An 18,760-nucleotide genomic window follows, 5' to 3' on the forward strand; every position below is an offset into this window, starting at 1 on the left:
TCGATGAAGAGTATGAGGAATGAGCGCTTAGGAGGCGGGATTCTGGAGGCTATGCTGCGGCGTCCGGTTGCGGTTAACCTCCTGTTGGTGGCCTTGGTGGCGGTAGGGGGATTGCTTCTTGTAAAGAGCAAGCGCGAGGTGTTTCCGCATTTCGAGTTGGATCGAATATTGGTCGAAGTAGCGGTCGAGGGAGCGAATGCGTCGGAGATCGAGAGCGGGGTTCTGCTGGCGATCGACGACGCGGTGTTGGGCTTGGATGGAGTCAAGCGAGTCGCGAGCGAGGCGCGGCGAGGAATGGGGGTTGTGGCGATCGACGTCTATCGTTCCGCGGATCTTCAACGCGTGTTGCAGGATGTGAAGAACGCGGTCGATCGGGTACCGACCTTGCCAGCTAATGCGGAGCGTCCGGTGGTGAGGGTGGCGGCTCAGCCGGACCGCGTGTTCTCCCTGATCGTCTATGGGGAGCTTCCGCGCGTGGAGATCGTTCGGGAGGCGGAAAGGCTGCGTCTGGAGCTGCTCGCTCAGGATGGGATTTCAAGGGTGGAGCATGCTATGAAGCTGAAGCGGGAATTTCAGGTCGAAGTGGATCCATGGCGCTTGGAAGCGCTGGGGATGTCGGGCGTCGACCTTGCAGAGGCGGTGGGAAAGGCGGTGGTGGAGCTGAATGGGGGAAACCTGCAGGGGGATTGGTCGGAGGTGGCGGTGTCTTTCGATTCCAATCGGTATCAAGTGGAGGACTACAGTGACATCCCTTTGGTGAGCTCTGCGGGTGGCGGTATCGTGCGCCTGGGCGAGGTCGGATCCGTGTCGGAAGGCTTTGGGGAGAATCGGTCGGCTGCTTTTTTCAATGGAGCGCCAGCGGCGCGTTTGGACGTGTTTCGCAAGGGGGACGAAAGGCCGGAGGCGATCGCCGCGACTTTTCGTGAGTACCTTGCGCGGGCTGACTTGCCGGAGGGAGTTCGCGTTCAGGTTGTGGACGACCAAACGGAAGCGTTTGAGGGGCGGGTGAGGCTGATGCTCGATAGCGCCTGGATGGGCTTGGTTTTGGTGGTGGTGATGCTGGGTTTGTTCTTGGAGCCGCGGGTCGCGTTTTGGGTGATGCTGGGGATCCCTGTGTCCTTCGTGGGAGCCTTCATTCCCATTACTTTGCTGGGCGGGAGCATCAACATGTTTTCCTTGGCGGCCTTTATCGTGTCGATCGGCGTGGTCGTGGACGATGCGATCATCGTGGGGGAAGGGATCTACGCGAAGCGTCGCGCTGGCCGGAGCGGGTACGAGGCGGCTTGCGAGGGGCTGCGCGAGCTGGCGGGGCCGGTGAGTGTCGCGGTGCTAACGAATGTGGTCGTGTTTTTGCCCCTGTTCTTTTTGCCGGGGTTTTTGGGCAAGATACTGTTCCATATACCAGTGGTAGTCGTATCCGTTTTGTTGATATCGTTGCTCGAGTCCTTGTTTATTTTGCCGCGGCATTTGCTTTCTGCTTCTGATGCGTCGGAGACGGGTTGCAGCAGATGGGGGTCGCTTTCCCGAAAGGTGAATGCAGGGCTGCAAGGCTTTGCGGAACGGCGTTTCGACCGTTGGCTGAGAGCTGGGCTTCGCTGGCGCTATGCCAGTTTGGCGGGGGTGGCGGCGTTTTTCCTTCTGAGCTTGGGACTGCTGAGTAGTGGCTGGGTGAAGACGGCGTTTACGCCGCAGCTCGACGCGGACGTTGCGACTGCGCTTGTCAAGCTGCCGTTGGGGACTCCGATTTCGGAAGCGGAGCGGGTGGGGCGACTGTTGGAAAAGGCGGCCCGCAGGAGCATGGAAAGCCGCGGCATGGAGGCGGATTACGAAGGGGTGGCGACTCAGATCTCCGATCAAGCCATGGGCGAGGAGGAAGGTTCGGATGGACGGATCGGAGTGGAGGCGCTCGTCTTCTTAGGGGGCCTGGGAGCTCGATCCTTCGGGGGAGAGCGCTTCGCCGAGGTTTGGGCGGAGCACGCGAAGGTGCTGCCGGGGGCGGAGGGAGCGTTGTTCAGCGGGGTTGACGATGCAGGAGCGGAGGCGATCGAGCTGGAGTTTGCGCATCCCGACTTCGAAGTCGCGAAGCGAGCCGGAGAAGCGCTGGAGTCCTTGTTGATTGGATACGAGGATATTGTCGCTGTCGACTTGGGAGGCGTGCAAGGGCGTCGCTCCTTCGAGGTGGAGCTTTTGCCAAGCGGGGAGGCCTTGGGCTTGTCGCAGCGGGCCTTGTCGGAAGCGGTGCGCGGCGCTTTCTATGGAGTGGAGGCCTTGCGCTTCCAGGATGGTTTGGAAGAGGTTCGGGTGAAGGTTCGTTTTCCGAGCGGATACCGGAAAACCTGGGAGGATCTGGAGCGGATGCCGATTTCGTTGTCGGGAGGGGGCTCGGCTTTGTTGCGAGATGTTGCTCGGCTGAAGGAAAGCGAGACCGTGGGGCGCCTCTTGAGGGTTGATGGACGGCGGGTGGTTCCGGTCTCGGTGCAACTGTCGCCCCGCGGCGACGATGACGGCGTTGCGGAGCTATTGGAGGAACGTCTGTTGCCGGAGCTGGAAGCTTTGTATCCGGGCTTGGAATACGCGTTTGCGGGGGAGCAGCGAGAGGACGAGGAAACCTTGGCGGCGTTGTCGCTCGGTCTGCTGCTGGCAGCGTTGGGCGTGTATGCCTTGCTGGCGGTTTCCTTTAACGACTATTGGGTTCCGCTGGTGGTGGTGGCGGTCATCCCGCTGGGGATTACGGGGGCGATACTGGGGCATCTGGTGATGGGAGTTCCGTTTAGCTTGGTGAGTTTCGTAGGAGTGATTGCCCTATCGGGAATCGTGGTGAACGACGCTTTGGTTCTGGCCCATGCGGCTTTGCGAATGAGCAGGGCGGGCCGTGCTTGGTTCGATGCGCTTGTCCTTGCTGCCCAATCGAGGCTGCGACCGATCTTGCTCACAAGCTTGACGACCTTCGTGGGCTTGCTGCCGATGGTGCTGGAGACCTCTGCCCAAGCCCGCTTCTTGGCGCCGCTTGCGATCTCGATCGGCTTTGGCGTGTTGGTGGCGACGGCGACTACCTTGTTGGTCGTTCCGTGCCTTTTGCTGGCGCAAGGGGACCTACGCGGTCGCGAGGCGCCTTGAGGGGTGGCACTTGGTGGGAGTCCCGGCGCCGGGGTGCGAAACAGGCGGAATTTGACGGTCAGTTTTTGAGGCGATTGCGAGAGGCTGGGGGCATTCTAGCTTCTTGTTGTTATGCTTTTTCGTTTCGCTTTTCGGTTTCTCGTTTTTGTCGGTTCGCTCGCGAGCGCTTTTGTGGCTCGAGCGACGGAGACCCTCGCCGAGAGAGGTGCTTTGACGGGCGATGCAGCGCGTTCCACGCTGTCGGATCCGGTGTTGGGGGAATTGAATCCTTGGGTTTCTAGGACGAAGTCGGAAGGGGCCTTCGCCTTGGCGGAAAGGGGCACTCTTGCTTCGCTGGTGGTGGCGGAAGGGGATTTCGAAGTGGTGAAGATCGCTGCCGCGGACCTGGCGGAAGACTTGGGACGGGTAACGGGCGCAGAGGCGGAGGTTGCGGGACGGTTCAAGCCGCGTCAGGGCGGGCAAGTTGTGGTTGGCACCTTGGGCAGTTCGGAGGTGGTGGATACGCTTCTGAAGCGGACTGGCCTCGATGTCAGCGAATTGGAGGGCGCGTGGGAGAGCTTCGTCGTCGCGGTGGTCGGCGAAGGGGAAAAGGCGAATTTGGCGATCATCGGCAGCGATCGCCGGGGAACGGCCTATGGCGTTTACGAACTCTCGCAAGCGATTGGCGTCTCGCCTTGGCATTGGTGGGCGGATGCGGCGGTACGAAAATCGGAATCGCTTTATGTATCCAGCGGAACCCGACGTTTCGGTCCGCCGTCGGTCAAGTACCGTGGCATCTTCATCAACGACGAGGATTGGGGCTTGCAGCCCTGGGCGGCTCACACCTTTGACCCCGAGCTCGGCGATATCGGTCCTAAGACTTACGAGAAGGTCTTCGAACTTCTCCTGCGCTTGAAGGCGAATACGCTGTGGCCGGCGATGCACGAGGTAACGAAGGCGTTCAACTTGTATCCGGAAAATAAGACATTGGCGGATCGCTATGCGATCGTAATGGGCTCTTCCCATGCGGAACCGATGTTGCGCAACAACGTAACTGAGTGGACTGAGCCGAAGCGGCACTTCAATTACGCTACGCATCCAGAGGTGGTGAAGGGGTATTGGGAGGAGCGACTGAAGGAGAACGGCGGCTTCGAGAACGTTTACACGCTCGGCATGCGTGGCATTCATGATAGCGGCATGACGGGCGGCGGATCGAAGGAAGACAAGATCGCGCTGCTGGAGCGGATCATCGCCGACCAGCGGGGCTTGCTGGCTAAGCACGTCGATGCCGACGTGGCAGCGGTGCCTCAGGTCTTTACGCCTTACAAGGAAGTGCTGGAGCTTTATGAGGGCGGGATGCAGGTGCCGGACGACGTGACGTTGGTGTGGCCGGACGACAACCATGGCTACTTGCGTCGCTTTCCGAACGAAGTGGAGCGCCCTCGTAAGGGCGGATCGGGCGTGTATTACCATATTTCCTACCTCGGGGCCCCGCTCGCGTATTTGTGGTTGGATACAACTCCCTTGGCTTTGATTTGGGAGGAAATGCAACGTTCCTATGCCTTGGGCTCGCGAGATTATTGGATCGTGAACGTAGGGGATATCAAGCCGCAGGAGCGTGGCATGGAGTTTTTTCTTTCCATGGCTTGGGATATCGAGCGTTGGGGGCGCGACGCGCAACCTGCTTTCTTGAAGGCCTTGGCTGAGCGCGAGTTTGGAGGGGGCTTAGCGGAAGCGGTGAGGGACCTGCTCAACGAATACTACGCGCTTAACTTCCAGCGACGCCCCGAGCACTTGCAGTGGTGGATGCCTTACACGCGAGTGAAGACGAGTCCCTTGACGGATCGCGAGCTCGAGGAGCGTCTGGAGCGGATGCTGGACTTGATCGAACGCTGCGATGCGCTGGAGGCGTCTTTGCCGCCGGAGGAGCGGGACAGCTTCTTCCACTTGGTGGCGTATCCGGTTAAGGGCGCTGCGTATGCAAATTTGCAATACTTCCATTTGGAGCAGTACCACCGTCTCTTTCATGCCGACAACGCGCAGGCCCGCAAGCACGGCGGGCTGGGCAAGCTGGCGGCTGATCGCTTGGAGGCGCTGACGCAACGCTACAACGAGGAGACGGGCGCGGGCAAGTGGCGTAGGATGATGGCGGTCGAGCCGGCGGACAGCGCTTGGCGCAGCTATCGAACTACACCGTGGATCGTGCCGGCGGCGGGTATGCGGGAAACGGTAGCGGATTTCCGCGAGACGTACGAGCAGCTGCGTTTCGACCCATGGCGGCCTCATGCGGCGGCGCAAGCGGAAGTCATGCGGGAGGCGGAGTCTTTCGATCGCCGAGGCGGGCGGGGCGCTCGTTGGGAGGTCGTGCAGCAGCTCGGATGGTCGGGCGACGCGATTGCGGTTTTTCCGCAGGATTTTGGAAGCGTCGCGTTCGAGGAGCTCGGCGAGGATACGCCTTGGGTTGAGTATGCGGTCGATTTGTCTGGAGAGGGGGCGTATCGCTTGTTCTTGGAGTTTTTGCCGACGTTTCCTTCGGAGGAGTCGGAACACTTGGAGGTGGGCGTTTCGGTCGATGGCGGCGAGATGCAGCGGGTGTCGATCTTTCGCAAGTCGAAGACGCAAGAGTGGTCGCGCAACGTGCTGGAAGGCAGCGTGGGCGCGGAGCTTGAGGTGCAGATCGCGCAGGCCGGTACGCATCGGATCCGTATATACATGATGGATACCGGTACGGTGCTCGACCGGCTCTTCTTGCATCAAGGAGAGCTGGCTCCGAGCTTCAGCGGCCCGAGCGTATTGCGTTAGCGGGAAGTGTACTTCGGAGAGCCTAGTCCTCGTGATTCGAAGCGTAGCCGGTATTGTCTACGATCAGCTGCTGGTCGTTGGGAGGCGTGGCGTTGGCCGGGGTTGAAGCGGGCAGAGAGACATCCTGCTTGTCGCTCTTGGCCTCTTGCTGAGTGGGGTTGTGGGAGGTTCCGTTAGAAGGGAGCGAAGTGCTCACTACGCTCGAAGTCACCTCGGAGTATACTGCTGCGGGCGTGGCAATGTGCAGCGTACCCGAAAGGAACGAAATGTCGTAGTTGGCGCTACTCACGCCTTGAGGGAGGATCCTGTATTCGCCCGCTTCGACTGCGCCGATCGCAGAACCTGCGTATTGGATGCTTCCGTTTAGTGTATCGGGATTTTCGGTACCGGCAAATCCTTGGTAGACGAAGCCGTTTTTTCCGGAGTAGGGAATTCCAGTGAAAAGTACAGAATCGTTGTTTGCGGTGACGGTGAGGGCAGCCTTGTCCACGGTGAGGGTTCCGTCGACGAAGGAGATGTCGTAGTTGCCGGAGGTGAGCCCGCTGGCGGAGAGGGTGTAGGAACCTGCATCGCGGGCGCCTTGTGAGTCTCCGCCATAGATGAGGGATCCGTCGAGGGCACTTGCGTCTTCGTTGCCGGCGAACCCTTGGTAAGAGAGCCCGTTCCCGCCGGTGTAGGCTTGGGCGTCGTAGGTCTTGCTGGCGTCCATGGCGGTGACGGTGAGGGCAGCCTTGTCCACGGTGAGGGTTCCGTCGACGAAGGAGATGTCGTAGTTGCCGGAGGTCAGGCCGCTGGCTGTGATGGTGTGGTCGCCCGCATTGATTGCTCCCTGGGAGTCTCCGCCGTAGACGAGGGATCCGTCGAGGGAGCTTGCGTCTTCGTTGCCGGCGAACCCTTGGTAGGAGAGTCCATTTCCGCCGGTGTAGGCTTGGGCGTCGTAAGTCTTGCTGGCGTCCATAGCGGTGACGGTGAGGGCAGCCTTGTCCACGGTGAGGGTTCCGTCGACGTAGGAAATGTCGTAGTTTCCGGAGGTGAGCCCGCTGGCGGAGAGGGTGTAGGAACCTGCGTCGCTGGCGCCTTGGGAGTCTCCGCCGTAGACTAGGGAACCGTCGAGGGCGCTTGCGTCTTCGTTGCCGGCGAACCCTTGGTAGGAGAGTCCGTTTCCGCCGGTGTAGGCTTGGGCGTCGTAGGTCTTGCTGGCGTCCATGGCGGTGACGGTGAGGGCAGCCTTGTTCACGGTGAGGGTTCCGTCGACGTAGGAAATGTCGTAGTTTCCGGAGGTGAGCCCGCTGGCGGAGAGGGTGTAGGAACCTGCGTCGCGGGCGCCTTGGGAGTCTCCGCCGTAGACTAGGGAACCGTCGAGGGCGCTTGCGTCTTCGTTGCCGGCGAACCCTTGGTAGGAGAGTCCATTTCCGCCGGTGTAGGCTTGGGCGTCGTAGGTCTTGCTGGCGTCCATAGCGGTGACGGTGAGGGCAGCCTTGTCCACGGTGAGGGTTCCGTCGACGTAGGAAATGTCGTAGTTGCCAGAGGTGAGCCCGCTGGCGGAGAGGGTGTAGGAACCTGCGTCGCTGGCACCTTGGGAGTCTCCGCCGTAGACGAGGGATCCGTCGAGGGCGCTTGCGTCTTCGTTGCCGGCGAACCCTTGGAAGGAGAGTCCGTTTCCGCCGGTGAAGGCTTGGGCGTCGTAGGTCTTGCGGGCGTCCATGGCGGTGACGGTGAGGGCAGCCTTGTCCACGGTGAGGGTTCCGTCGACGTAGGAAATGTCGTAGTTTCCGGAGGTGAATCCGCTGGCGCAGAGGGTGTAGGATCCTGCGTCGCTGGCGCCTTGGGAGTCTCCTCCGTAGACTAGTGATCCGTCGAGGGCACTTGCGTCTTCGCTTCCGGCGAAACCTGCGAACGTGTATCCGTTTCCTCCTGAATAGGTATTGGCGTCGTAGATTTTGCTGTCATTGGCGAGCGTCACGGTGAGAGCGGCCTTGTCGACGGCGAGCATCCCATTCGTATAGGTGATGTCGTAGTTCTCGGAGGTCAGCCCGCTCGCTGTGATGGTGTAGTTTCCGGCGTCGAGGGCACCTTGGGCGTTTCCGCCGTAGACGACGGATCCTCCGAGTGCGGAGGCGTCTTCGGTTCCAACGAAGCCGTCGTAGGAGAGCCCGTTTCCACCGGAGTAGGCGAGGGCGTCGTAGGTCTTGCTGTCGTCGTTTGCGGTAACGGTGAGGGCAGCCTTGTTGACGGTGAGGTCTCCGTCGACGTAGGAGATGTCGTAGTTTCCGGAGGTCAGTCCGCTGGCGGAGATGGTGTAGTCTCCGGCGTTGAGGGCGCCTTGGGCGTTTCCGCTGTAGACGACGGATCCTCCGAGTGCGGAGACGTCTTCGGTTCCAACGAAGCCGTCGTAGGAGAGCCCGTTTCCACCGGAGTAGGCGAGGGCGTCGTAGGTCTTGCTGTCGTCGTTTGCGGTGACGGTGAGTGCAGCCTTGTTGACGGTGAGGTCGCCGTCGACGTAGGAGATGTCATAGTTTCCGGAGGTCAGTCCACTGGCGGAGATGGTGTAGTCTCCGGCGTTGAGGGCGCCTTGGGCGTTTCCGCTGTAGACGACGGATCCTCCGAGTGCGGAGGCGTCTTCGGTTCCAACGAAGCCGTCGTAAGAGAGCCCGTACCCACCGGAGTAGGCGAGGGCGTCGTAGGTCTTGCTGTCGTCGTTTGCAGTGACGGTGAGTGCAGCTTTGTTGACGGTGAGGTCGCCGTCGACGTAGGAGATGTCGTAGTTTCCGGAGGTCAGGCCGCTGGCTGTGATGGTGTAGTCGCCCGCATTGATTGCTCCTTGGGAGTTGCCGCTGTAGGCGAACGATCCGCCAAGGTTAGATTCGTTTTCCGTACCGACGAAACCGGATACCGTGTATCCGTTTCCGCCTGAGTAAGAGAGACTGTCGTAGGTTTTGCTGTCGTCGTTGAGGGTGACAGTGAGAGCGGCTTTGTTGACGGAAAGGTCTCCGTCAACGTAAGAGATGGCGTAGTTCCCGGAGGTGAAGCCGGCACCGGAAAGGGTATAGTCGCCGACGTTGGTTACGCCTTGGGCATTGCCTCCGTATGTGAAGGATCCGCCGAGGTTCGCTTCGCTTTCGCTATTCACGAATCCGGCTATATTGTATCCATTTCCTCCTGAGTATGCGAGCGAGTCGTAGGTCTTGCTATCATTGTTCAGGGTAACCGTTAGATCCGCCTTGGTAACTGTTAAGGTCCCGTTCGTGTAGCTGCTGGCTCCATACCCGGTGGGCGCTGATAGCGTGCCCGCAGCGATGTTGATGGTGTGGGATCCGCTTGCAACATTGGCGGAGGCTGCAGCCCCACTGGAGCTCATGGAGGGAGCGCCGGCGGCGCTGTCTTGGATGAAAACGTTTCCGTAGGTGGATGCGTCTACTAGTCCCGTAACGGTGTAGTGGGTTCCGGATACAGGTGAACTGTAGTCGATGGTATCACCGTAGGTCTTATTTTGGTCTACGGCTGCAAATGTAAGGTTAGGTTGGATACCGAACAGGTAGCGATTGCCGGATTCGGAAACGCTGCTGGGGCCGTAGGACCCGTAGCTTGCATTCCAGACAGCCGTGTTGCCGCTGTCGAGGCCGCCGAAGGTGTTGTCGGCTGGGTCCGCAGAATAGATGAGCCAGCGGCTGGCGACGATCGGCGAGCTGCCGGCATTGTTGATAAAGCTTCCGCCTGCAGCGAGCACCGCTTCACCGGTGCCGACATCCAGGCTTACACCGGAGCCGAGCGTAATGTCTCCTCCGCTCAAGATATTGAGCTCGTTGGTATCGAGGGTGATGTTTCCGTCGAAGGTGACGTTTCCTCCGTCCATGCGACCGATATTGAGAGTCGCTGCGGATAGTTCGCTGAGCACAGAATTGCTCAAAGCGGATCCGATGGTGATGGGATTGGATACAGTCTGCTGTTGCAGAGCGATCTCGCCGTTGCCGGAGTTTGCGATGACGCCGCGGGAGATCGTAAAGCTGTCGCCTGTCAGAACGATGTCGCCTCCCGAGTTGGCGAGAGTTCCGGAGCTGATGTCGATGGATCCGTTGGCGAGTTCAAGGAAGCCGGAGAAGTTTACGGTGGTATCGGCGAGCACTTTGGTTGTACCCGTTCCGTCACTACGTCCAACGGTGATGTTCTCGAAGTTCACGAAGCGAGCCATGTTGGAGGCGGTGATGGTCATGTCGCCCGAACCGGAGGCTCCGATATCGACATTGGTTGACGCGTCATAGGGAGCGATCGTGACGCTGGCTCCGCTACCCGTGATGTCCTGCTGGAAGTCGAAATCGTTGGCGGTTAGGGTGAGGCTGGAAGAGGCACCCTGCATGCTGGCGGTGCTGCCGAAGGTCAGTTTGCCAGTGGTCTCTATTTCCGCCTCCGAGCCGAATTGAAGGGGCTGGGAGATATTTACGTCGCCGGTGGAGCTTACCTTGGCGGAAATGCGGTAGGTGGCGTTTCGGGCGGTTCCCAGCCGGTCGAAGTAGAGGCGACCTGATCCGGTAGAAATATCTGCATTTACGTAGACTCCGGAGGTCCCGGCGTCTAGGTCGATGTCGCCGCCGTTGGAAGAGAGGGGTTGGTTGAGGTGCAACACGCCTCCGCCCAGGTTGTCGGAGTCGGCCCAAAGCTCGATGCCGCCGCCGTTGGTGGTGATCGAATTGCCGACTGTCAGTCCGTTGTCTCCCCAAAGCGTGATCTTGCCCGTTTCGGAGGAGAGCTTGCCGGAGTTTATGCTCATCGCGGCGCGGATATAGATCGCTCCGTTTCCGGAGGCAGCGATCTCATCGTTGGAGTCTACTGTCGAGTAATTGTGGTATTCACCGCCGAAGTAGTCGCCCGCGATGATGGTCAAGCTCACGTTGTCTTGAAGGGTGATGACGCCGTCGGTGGTCAAGTCGTTGAGCGTGATGCCGTCGCCCCAGCTGCCGCCGCTGGTCTGGAGGGTGATATTGGCAAGCTGGGCTTCAAGATCCTTTTCGTAGACCACGGAGCCGCTGATGCTTCCGGAGCCAGTGCCGCCGTCCACGATATCGATGGAGCTCGGGTCAAGGAGGAGGTCTCCGGTGTTTCCGTGGGGGGCACGCGCGTCCGTGATTCCTGAGTACGCAAGCGTATTCTTGCCAGAGACTTCCACTTGGCCACCGTCGCCTCCGTTATCTCCGCCTCGGGAGGAGATGCGGCCTGAAAATGCATTGTGGTCGTCGCTCCAGAAAACGACTGTTCCGCCGTTTCCGTTGTCAAGGGCGTCGGCGAAAACCTTGACAGATTCTCCGATGCTTACGGATTGGGCATTGTGGATTTCTGGATCGCTTCCCTGCCAGCCTCCACCGACGTAGATCTGACCTCCTGCGTTTGTACCGGAAACATCGATACGGGACTCTCCATCGACAGAAATTGTGTTGCCGGTGACCTGAATGTATCCACCGCCGTCGGTTGCGCTCGCGGCAAGGAGATCGCCTTGGACGTTGACGGAACCTTCTCCCGCGTCCAGGAAGATGCGTCCACCCTTGGCCTTGAGTCCTTGCGCTTCTATGATGCCGGTGTTGTTGACGACGGATTGGGCGAGCGAATCTGCTGACTGGGCAGACATGATGACTGTGCCAGCGTTCGCTTGGATAAGTCCTGCGTTGCTGGCTTCTGTTGCTACGGCGTCTTGAGTGACGCTGTAGTTGATCAAGCCGTCGCCGTCGAAGTCGAGAGTGAGTTTGGAACCGGCGAGCAGAGCGGTGGTGCCTTCTGGGGTAATGATGCTGCCGTCGTTTTGCACGCGTTGTCCGACGAGGGCCACGACGCCTCCGGATTGGGCAGTGATATTTCCGAAGTTCGCTACCGAACCGCCGATTCCGGAGAAGGTGAAATCACCCGTTAGGAAGGAGTTGTTGTCGATCTGAAGGGAAGAGGCCACGAGTCCGCCGACGTTCACTTGTGCTGACTCTCCGAATACAATGCCATTCGGATTGACTAGGAACAGGCGCCCATTGCTTTCGAGTTGGCCGAAGATCTGTGTGGGGTTTTCGCTGAGGATGCGGTTGAGGGCGATACTGTCAGAATTTGGTTGGGAGAAACTGACCGAGGCGTCGCTGCCAATATCGAACTGGCTCCATTCAGCGATGAGGCGGTCGCTGTATTGGAGAACCGTCAAGTCGCTGCCGGCGCTTTGGAACGCTCCGTTTCCGGAAACGATATTTCCGCCGCTGGGCAGGGTGCTGGGGCTTAGGTTTTGAGGGGCCGCGACTGTTGAGAGGGCGCAGCTTACGGCGATCGCCAGGTAGCTAGGCTTTGTGAAGGTATGGTGGGAAAATGACATCGAAAAAGTGTGTTGCTTAGAACCAGAATAGTGTTTGTAGCCAGATGCGGGTATCGTCGTCGCGGTTGTCCGCATCGTTGCCGGATAGATCTCGTCCTGCGTTTTTCCCGATCGTACGGGCGACGCTGCCGCGAATCATGAACTTGTCGGACTTGCCGAAGTTGAGGCCGAACCCTGCGCCTGAGATCGAGTAGTGGTTGTCTCCGGTCGCGGTGTTGATGGAGTTGCTCCAAGGGTTCTTGTGAAGCTGGATGTAGCCAGAATCGTAGAAGCTGACGAATTGTAGTCGGCTGCCGAATACGTCTGAGGCAAGGTCGTGTCTCCATTCGGCAGTGAGGGTGAGGCCTTGGTCGCCGGAGGCTTCGCCGACGGGGTAGGCGCGAACGCCGTAGGGGCCCCCGAGGATGAATTTTTCCGAGGAGTCCAGGTTTCCGTCTGCGATTTGGCCGTTAATGGACAGGAACAGGGTGTCGTTCTCGGAAATGCGCTGCAGTCGCGTGGCGTTGTATACGAGCTTAGCGTAAGAGCCAGCAGTGCCAGCGGTGGCGGCGTCCGCGGTTTTGTCGAACGGGACGCCAAGGGTTAAGTCGCCGAAAAGCACTTTGGTGTAGGCGGTGGTCAAGCCACCGCCTGCGAAACGGTCGTAGCGGTGCAGGGTGAAGTCGGTCGCGACGGTCTTGATTTCTCTGTCGCGTAGTTCCTCGCCCGATACATCGTCTTCCAGCTGTCGGTAGCCTATTTGCGCGCCTTGCCACAGGCTAAGGGCTCGGGTGCGTATCGTCGGGTAAGTGACGGATGCGGAGAAGGAGTGAGCTAGGCCTTCGATCGCGAGATCTTTGTACTCGTCGCCTAGTTCGTACGTGAGTCCCGAGTAGGAGATGGATGCGTTTAGCCCGTCGAATCCGAGAGGCGAGCTGTAGGAGATGTCTCCTCTGCGAAGTCCCTCCGAGCCGCCGATTCCGATGGCTAGGCGATCGCCGTAGCCGCTCAGGTTATTGAAGGCGACCTGACCGTTTCCTTGCAGAATACCAGTATGTCGGTTGCCGAAGGTATCCAAGGTGAAGATACCGTTCAGGATTTGGTCCTCTTCTACCTTAAGGATGACTTGGGTGGATCCAGGTCGGCTTCCTCGCTCGAGGATGCTTTGAGCAGAAATGTTCGGCAGGTCGTTTACCAGCAGGACGGCGCGTTCAAGCTCCTCGGTTCTGAGAGGTTCGCCTGGAGTTGCGCCACGTAGAGAGAGTTTGGATACGAAGTCGGCACGGATGCGGGCATTTTCTGCGAGCTCGACTGTAGGAATGTCGTCGGAAGCTCCCGAAAGCAGGGAGATCTGGAGCTCTCCGTCCGCGATTTCTTGCTTTGGCAGGTAGGCGCGAGCGAGCAGAAAGCCTTTTTTGCGAAGATAGGCGGTGACGCTGTCGGTGAGGCTGAGGAGCTGCTCGTAGCTGAGGGTCTGCCCGAGACTGCCTACGACGATTGATTGCAGTTCCGCATCGCTGGCCAGCCCTTCCAACTGAGTGAATCGAACCGTATCGACGCGTACGCTGGGGCCGCCCGATTGCGGGTGAGCTGGGTCATTGCCCGGTTCTGCGGCGGGGAGATGTTTCGGGAGCTGTGGCTGCGTTTTCTGTTGGTTTAGGATTTGGCCGGAGTCAGGAGCGGCGAGGGCGAAGAGTGGGAGAGAACTGCCCAAAACTGCGCCTAAACGAAGCGAGGTTCGAAAGCGTCGGTACATATGGAATTGAGTCTTACTTTGAAAGAGATTGATCGAGTCGGATTTGGGCGAAGTGGCCTCGGTTTGTGGAAGCCCCGACATCGGATCGCGCTCTCGTACCTTGATCGGGTTTTGGGAACGTGCGGGAGCAAGACTCACTTAAACGAAGTCTTTACACTTGGGCTGGGGTGTTGGTGGGCCCTATGCGATCAACACCCCTGAAGTGCGGGAGAGAGAGATGCCCTAGTCGGCGCTAGGGAGGGGCGAACGACTGTTTTTGCGGTGCGATCGCTAGGCTGCGTTCGCAACTTTTTTTCCTGGATGTTCAGGGAGTTCGGTTGTCTCCGAGAAGCTTGAGCCGCGTCGATTGCCAGCCATGCGGCGGATCCGTATATGCATGATGGATACAGGCACAGTGCTCGACCGGCTCTTCCTGCAACAAGGAGAGCTGGCTCCGAGCTTCAGCGGTCCGAGCGTATTGCGTTAGGGGGAAGTGTTATTTTGGATACCTGGCTTCGTGAGCCGAATGCTGGCTCGGGGCGATCGCTAGAAGGTGCGGGTGAAGGTGAGGCCTCCGAATTCGTGGGGCACCTCTTGTTGGGGGAATTCTTCGGAGCGCACGGTGTAGAGGTAGCTGAGTGACCATTTTTTGGCGACGAAGCTGAGGCTGGCGTAGTAGTCGCCGACGCGTGGGATGAGCTCGAGTCCGTGGCTGTCCGCCCAGGTGTTGCCCTCGATGAAGATGTTTCGTTCGACGTAGCGGCCTTCGGCTCCGACGGTGAGGAAGAAGCCGAGCTGGGAACGCTCTGGGGCGAGGCGCGGGTCTTCGGGTTGGGAGGGAAATGCTCCGGTATTGGCAGGGCGGATACGGGGCGAGGCGGAGGCGAAGCGATTGTATCCAAGGCGGAGGTTGGCGCCGACTAGGCCGTAGGTGTAGATGTTGCCGACGCTGAGCCCGTAGGAGGCGTTGAAGTCGGCACCCCAGCCGCTTGGGTTGTCGGGCAGGGAGAACAGCTGCTGGTCGCGTTGCCAGGAGAGGATGCCGCCCGCTTCGTTCTTGAGTTGGTTGTCCCAGCCGAGGGCTTCTTGGGAGCCGATCTTTTCGTGCACCCAGTTTTGTATGTCTTCGGCATAGGAGTCGGGGCCGACCACGCCGACGGTGAACTCGAGGGTGTCGGTGCGGTTGTTTTTGCTCTCGCGCAGGGCGAGGCTGAGGTAGCTCCAGCCGGCGTAGGGGCGGTCGTTGACGAGCAGCTCGGTGGCTTCCTTGTCCTTGGGAGTGAAGATGCTTTGCCCGAGGGAGATGGTGGCTCCGTGGGCGACGGGGCCTGCTTTCTCCTTACGCAAGGAGGAGACTTTTTCGGCCCAGCGGGGCAGGTGTGGAATATCGGAATAGGAGTCCGCTTTGGCGAAGTCCCAGGAGAGGCGGGTGCCGTTGGTGTAGCTGTGGTCGGTGCCGGAGAAGGCGTCGTTCTCGATGGTGATGCCGAAGGTTACGGCCCCGTTGGTCTCTTCTTGGGCGGGCAACGCAGGAGCGAGGGAAGTGGCGAGGATCGCGCTGGCGACGGTGGTAGCGAGGATAGGGTGCGTATTCATTCGAGGGGAGCCTTTCATGAATCGCGCCAGCTGGGTTTCGGTGGCAAAAGGTCGCCTGTCTGTTGCGTATCGCAACTACCTAGGTCCTGGGGAGTGCAAAGTGCCCCCTCTGTTGCGGACTAGATTTCGTTGGCGTGGAGGGGAGTCGTCTGGTGGGCGAGCTTGCTTTGGTTTTTGAGTCCGGATTTGAGCTGGGCGAGCTCTGCTTGGAAGCGGGGGTAGTCGGGGAGAAGCGAGAGGGCTTTTTCCAAGTGTTTGATCGATTTGCTGCGGTCGCCGGCGGCGAGGGCGTCCTGGGATTTCTTGTAGTGGAAAAAGGGATTCTTTTTCGAGCGCTTGCTTCCGAGCTTCGCGTATTTTTCGGCTTCGCTGGGCTTGCTGGTCTTTTCGTAGAATTCGGCTAGCAGGTAGCAAACGGAGGCGGAGAGCGGCGAATGTTCGACGGCGCGGAGAAGCGCTTGTTCGCCCGCGTGGCGCTCGCCGTGGCGAAAGTGGTAGAGGCCGAGGTTTTGCCAGGCGATGCCGTTGCTGGGATCGATTGCGAGGGCTTGGTCGATGAGGCGTTTGGCTTGCTCGGTGTCGTGGAGGGCGAGGGCCAGCAGGCCGGAGTTGTTGTAGTAGTGGGAGAGGACGCGCTCGTCGGGGACGGGGTTGCGGTGGCGGGCGGCGACTGCGGCGTACTCCGGCATGCCTTCCACGACGTATTGCTTGCCGGCTACGGTGACGATGGCGTTGATGTGGGAGGTTTCGACGAGGATGCCGCCTATTTCCTCCCAGACGGGCGCGTAGTCGATTTGGTTGAAGCGGGCGTCGAGGCCGACCTCGCGGGCGAGGGCGACGAAGAGCATGGCGAAGGAGACGCAGTTGCCGCGCTTGTGTTGGAACGCTTCGGCTGCGGAGAAGGTTTCGCGAGCGGAGTAGGCGAAGGGGCGCTCGCCTTGGTAGAGCCCGTCCAGGATGCGCTGCATCCGCAGGAGCGGCGGCAGTTCGGGGTGGATTTCATGTTGCGAGAGGAAGGCTCGCATCGCGGCGGTCGCCTCCAGATGCGGGACGGGAAGGGACGGCGTTTCGGTGGCGAGAAGGGAGACGCCGAGGGAAAGGGCGCCGCAGATAAGGGTGGCGAGTGGGCGAGCATTCATGGCGATTGGGCATTGCGTGGCCTGCTGGAATACTCGTTTGGCGGGGGAGAGGTTACGTCTTTTGCCGATCCTTTTGGTCGCGGGGCGTCCTTGCCGCTTAAAATGGGATTTACAGGGGAGGGGCGGAGGACTTGGTTTTAGCGACTATGGAAAAAGGGCGCTACGAACCGAATGACGAGGGCTACATCAACGACCATGTGCGGGAGGCTGCGAAGTCGATCGGCAAGGCGATCCACGTGTACTGCGAAGGGCACTACGCCCACAGCAACGCCCGCGACATCCCTAAGTCACACGCCTTGGTGGAGGTCATGGAGCTGCTGAAGGAACTCGACGAGGAGACGGCGGAAAAGGCGAACCGGGTGCACGACCCGAAGCTCTTCAAGGTCCACAAGCCGACCCAGAAGGCGAAGACGCGCTGGAATATCTAGCCCCTTTCGGAGCTGGGCGAGGGGGAGGCTGGCCAGTGACGGCTCATCTGGCTAGCGCCTGCCCTATGGTCAACTCTTGCGGTACGCTAGGGTTGTCGGTGGCGGAGGCCTTGACGGTGGCTCGGAGGTTCTTGAGGTCAATATGGGCGTCGCAGTGGTGGGGGCCGTCGGCGTAGCGGAGTCGCAACTCGTCGTCGTCGCTGGGAAGGACTTGTAGCTCGGCGTCGAAGGCGGGGTGGTTGTTGCGTAGCTTCATGAGCTGGAAGAGCTGCTGCACGACGGGGCGTTGGACCTCGGCCTCGATTTCTTCGTTGGTGTAGTCGTGGCGGTTGATGTCGCGGCCGTTGCGAGTGGCCTCTACGAGCTTGATGTCGTTCTTTCCGGCCAGCATGCCGACGTAGTAGACTTGTGGGATGCCGGGGGCGAAGAATTGCAGGAGGCGGGCGATGAGGTAGCGGGCGTCGTCGTTGCCGAGGGCGGAGTAGTAGGTGCAGTTGAGCTGGTAGATGTCGAGGTTGCCGAAGGAGGCGGAGTTGTAGATGGCCTTGACGTTGGCCCCTTGCTTGAAGAGGGCGTCTTTGGTGGCCTCGATTTCCTCTGGGCTGAGAAGGTCGGCGACGTCTACCACGCCGATGCCGTCGTGGGTGTCCAGGGTGGTGAACTGGTTGCGCGGGCAGATCCCGAACCATTCTTTTAGGCGCCTGGCGGAACCGCTGTAGAGGGTATGCAGCACGAGCATGGGCAGGGCGAAGTCGTAGACCCAGTAGCCTTTTTCGGCGAGCTTGAGCTGGATGCTGTAGTGCTCGTGGATTTCGGGGAGCAGGATGGCTCCGCCTTCGGAGGCGATTTGGTCGCAGAATTCGAGGACTTCCCAGACGTCGGGCTCGAGGAAGAAGCAATTGGTGCCGGGGCGCTTGGTGGTGTAGGCGAATGCGTCGAGACGGATGATCTTGGCGCCGCGCTTGACGAGGCCGCCGATAGTTTTGCGGAAAAATTCCTTGGTGACGTCTTGGCGAAGATCGAGGTCGATCTGCTCGTAGTCGAAGGTGCACCAGATCTTCTCGGTGCTGCCGTCGGCGAAGGTGGCCTCGAAGTAAGGGGGTCGTGGCTTGCGGGTGTAGATTTTGGCAAGGTCTTCGGCGGGCGCGTCGCCGTTTGGCCAGAGGTTCTTGTAGCGCAGGAAGAAGTCCTTCCAAGGGGACTGGTCCTTGTTTGCGAGGAAGTCCTGGAACTCGTGGGACTGTTGGCTGAGGTGGTTGGCCATGAAGTCGACGGCGAGGTCGGCCTTGCTGGCGATGGCTTCGATGTCGTCCCAGCTGCCGAAGACGGGGTCGACCTCTTCGTAGGTCATGGGGGCGAAGCCGCGGTCGGCGCTGGAGGGGAAGAAAGGGAGGATGTGGGCGCCGGAGAGCGTCTCTTTGCCATGGGTGCCGAGGAAGCGGTCGAGCTGGGATAGGTCTCCTCCGAGCGAGTTGGCGTAAGTGATGAGTTGAATGCCGTTTTTCATTTGCGATGACAAGGGGTGAATGGTGAGGGGGCTCGCGGGTGTTCTGGGGCGAGCGGGGTTAGCGAGTTCGGTTTCGAACTTATGGGATTTAGATTAGGGCGGGGGCTTGCTCGGGAAAGGTTCTTAACCTAGATAAAACAAAGA

At 59.9% G+C, this 18,760-nt stretch carries 8 protein-coding genes; 3 read left to right on the forward strand and 5 right to left on the reverse strand.

The features are described from left to right. Positions 1-3: 3 nt before the first annotated feature. Positions 4-3,117 carry an efflux RND transporter permease subunit gene (locus tag QEH57_RS07050; RefSeq protein WP_309005995.1) on the forward strand — a complete coding sequence of 1,038 codons (3,114 nt, stop codon included), beginning with the start codon at positions 4-6 and terminating at the stop codon, positions 3,115-3,117. Positions 3,118-3,288: 171 nt separating this feature from the next. Beyond that, entirely contained in the window at positions 3,289-5,898 is a 2,610-nt protein-coding gene (locus tag QEH57_RS07055; RefSeq protein ID WP_309005996.1) for a glycosyl hydrolase 115 family protein, read from the forward strand. Between the two features lie 22 nt (positions 5,899-5,920). Here QEH57_RS07055 and QEH57_RS07060 read toward each other — a convergent pair whose 3' ends face one another. The 4 genes from QEH57_RS07060 to QEH57_RS07075 form a co-directional block, all read right to left on the reverse strand. Further along, positions 5,921-12,232, reverse strand: a complete 6,312-nt coding sequence (locus QEH57_RS07060; protein WP_309005997.1) for an MBG domain-containing protein — start codon at positions 12,230-12,232, stop codon at positions 5,921-5,923. A gap of 16 nt (positions 12,233-12,248) precedes the next feature. Beyond that, positions 12,249-13,925, reverse strand: coding sequence for a ShlB/FhaC/HecB family hemolysin secretion/activation protein (locus tag QEH57_RS07065; protein WP_309005999.1), 1,677 nt, complete (start codon positions 13,923-13,925; stop codon positions 12,249-12,251). A gap of 567 nt (positions 13,926-14,492) precedes the next feature. Then, on the reverse strand, positions 14,493-15,542 hold the full coding sequence (locus QEH57_RS07070; protein WP_309006000.1) for a lipid A deacylase LpxR family protein: 1,050 nt from the start codon (positions 15,540-15,542) through the stop codon (positions 14,493-14,495). 119 nt (positions 15,543-15,661) lie between these two features. Then, positions 15,662-16,681 (reverse strand): tetratricopeptide repeat protein, encoded by a 1,020-nt coding sequence (locus QEH57_RS07075; RefSeq protein WP_309006001.1) that lies wholly within the window; start codon positions 16,679-16,681, stop codon positions 15,662-15,664. A 146-nt stretch (positions 16,682-16,827) separates the two neighbouring features. On the opposite strand from QEH57_RS07075, the gene QEH57_RS07080 reads away from it, so the two are divergent. Further along, positions 16,828-17,109, forward strand: a complete 282-nt coding sequence (locus QEH57_RS07080; protein WP_309006002.1) for a hypothetical protein — start codon at positions 16,828-16,830, stop codon at positions 17,107-17,109. A 43-nt stretch (positions 17,110-17,152) separates the two neighbouring features. On the opposite strand, the gene gtfA is transcribed toward QEH57_RS07080, so the two are convergent. Further along, positions 17,153-18,616: a sucrose phosphorylase gene (gtfA, locus tag QEH57_RS07085; protein ID WP_309006003.1), complete on the reverse strand. Its 1,464-nt coding sequence runs from the start codon at positions 18,614-18,616 to the stop codon at positions 17,153-17,155. Between the last annotated feature and the right edge of the window lie 144 nt (positions 18,617-18,760).

This window comes from Pelagicoccus sp. SDUM812005, assembly GCF_031127875.1.
GTDB lineage: Bacteria > Verrucomicrobiota > Verrucomicrobiia > Opitutales > Opitutaceae > Pelagicoccus.

Excerpts from the sequence above, each read along its gene's own strand:
- gtfA (WP_309006003.1), bottom strand. The coding sequence starts at position 18,616 with ATGAAAAACGGCATTCAACTCATCACTTACGCCAACTCGCTCGGAGGA.
- QEH57_RS07080 (WP_309006002.1), top strand. The coding sequence starts at position 16,828 with ATGGAAAAAGGGCGCTACGAACCGAATGACGAGGGCTACATCAACGAC.
- QEH57_RS07070 (WP_309006000.1), bottom strand. The coding sequence starts at position 15,542 with ATGAATACGCACCCTATCCTCGCTACCACCGTCGCCAGCGCGATCCTC.
- QEH57_RS07060 (WP_309005997.1), bottom strand. The coding sequence starts at position 12,232 with ATGTCATTTTCCCACCATACCTTCACAAAGCCTAGCTACCTGGCGATC.
- QEH57_RS07050 (WP_309005995.1), top strand. The coding sequence starts at position 4 with ATGAAGAGTATGAGGAATGAGCGCTTAGGAGGCGGGATTCTGGAGGCT.
- QEH57_RS07075 (WP_309006001.1), bottom strand. The coding sequence starts at position 16,681 with ATGAATGCTCGCCCACTCGCCACCCTTATCTGCGGCGCCCTTTCCCTC.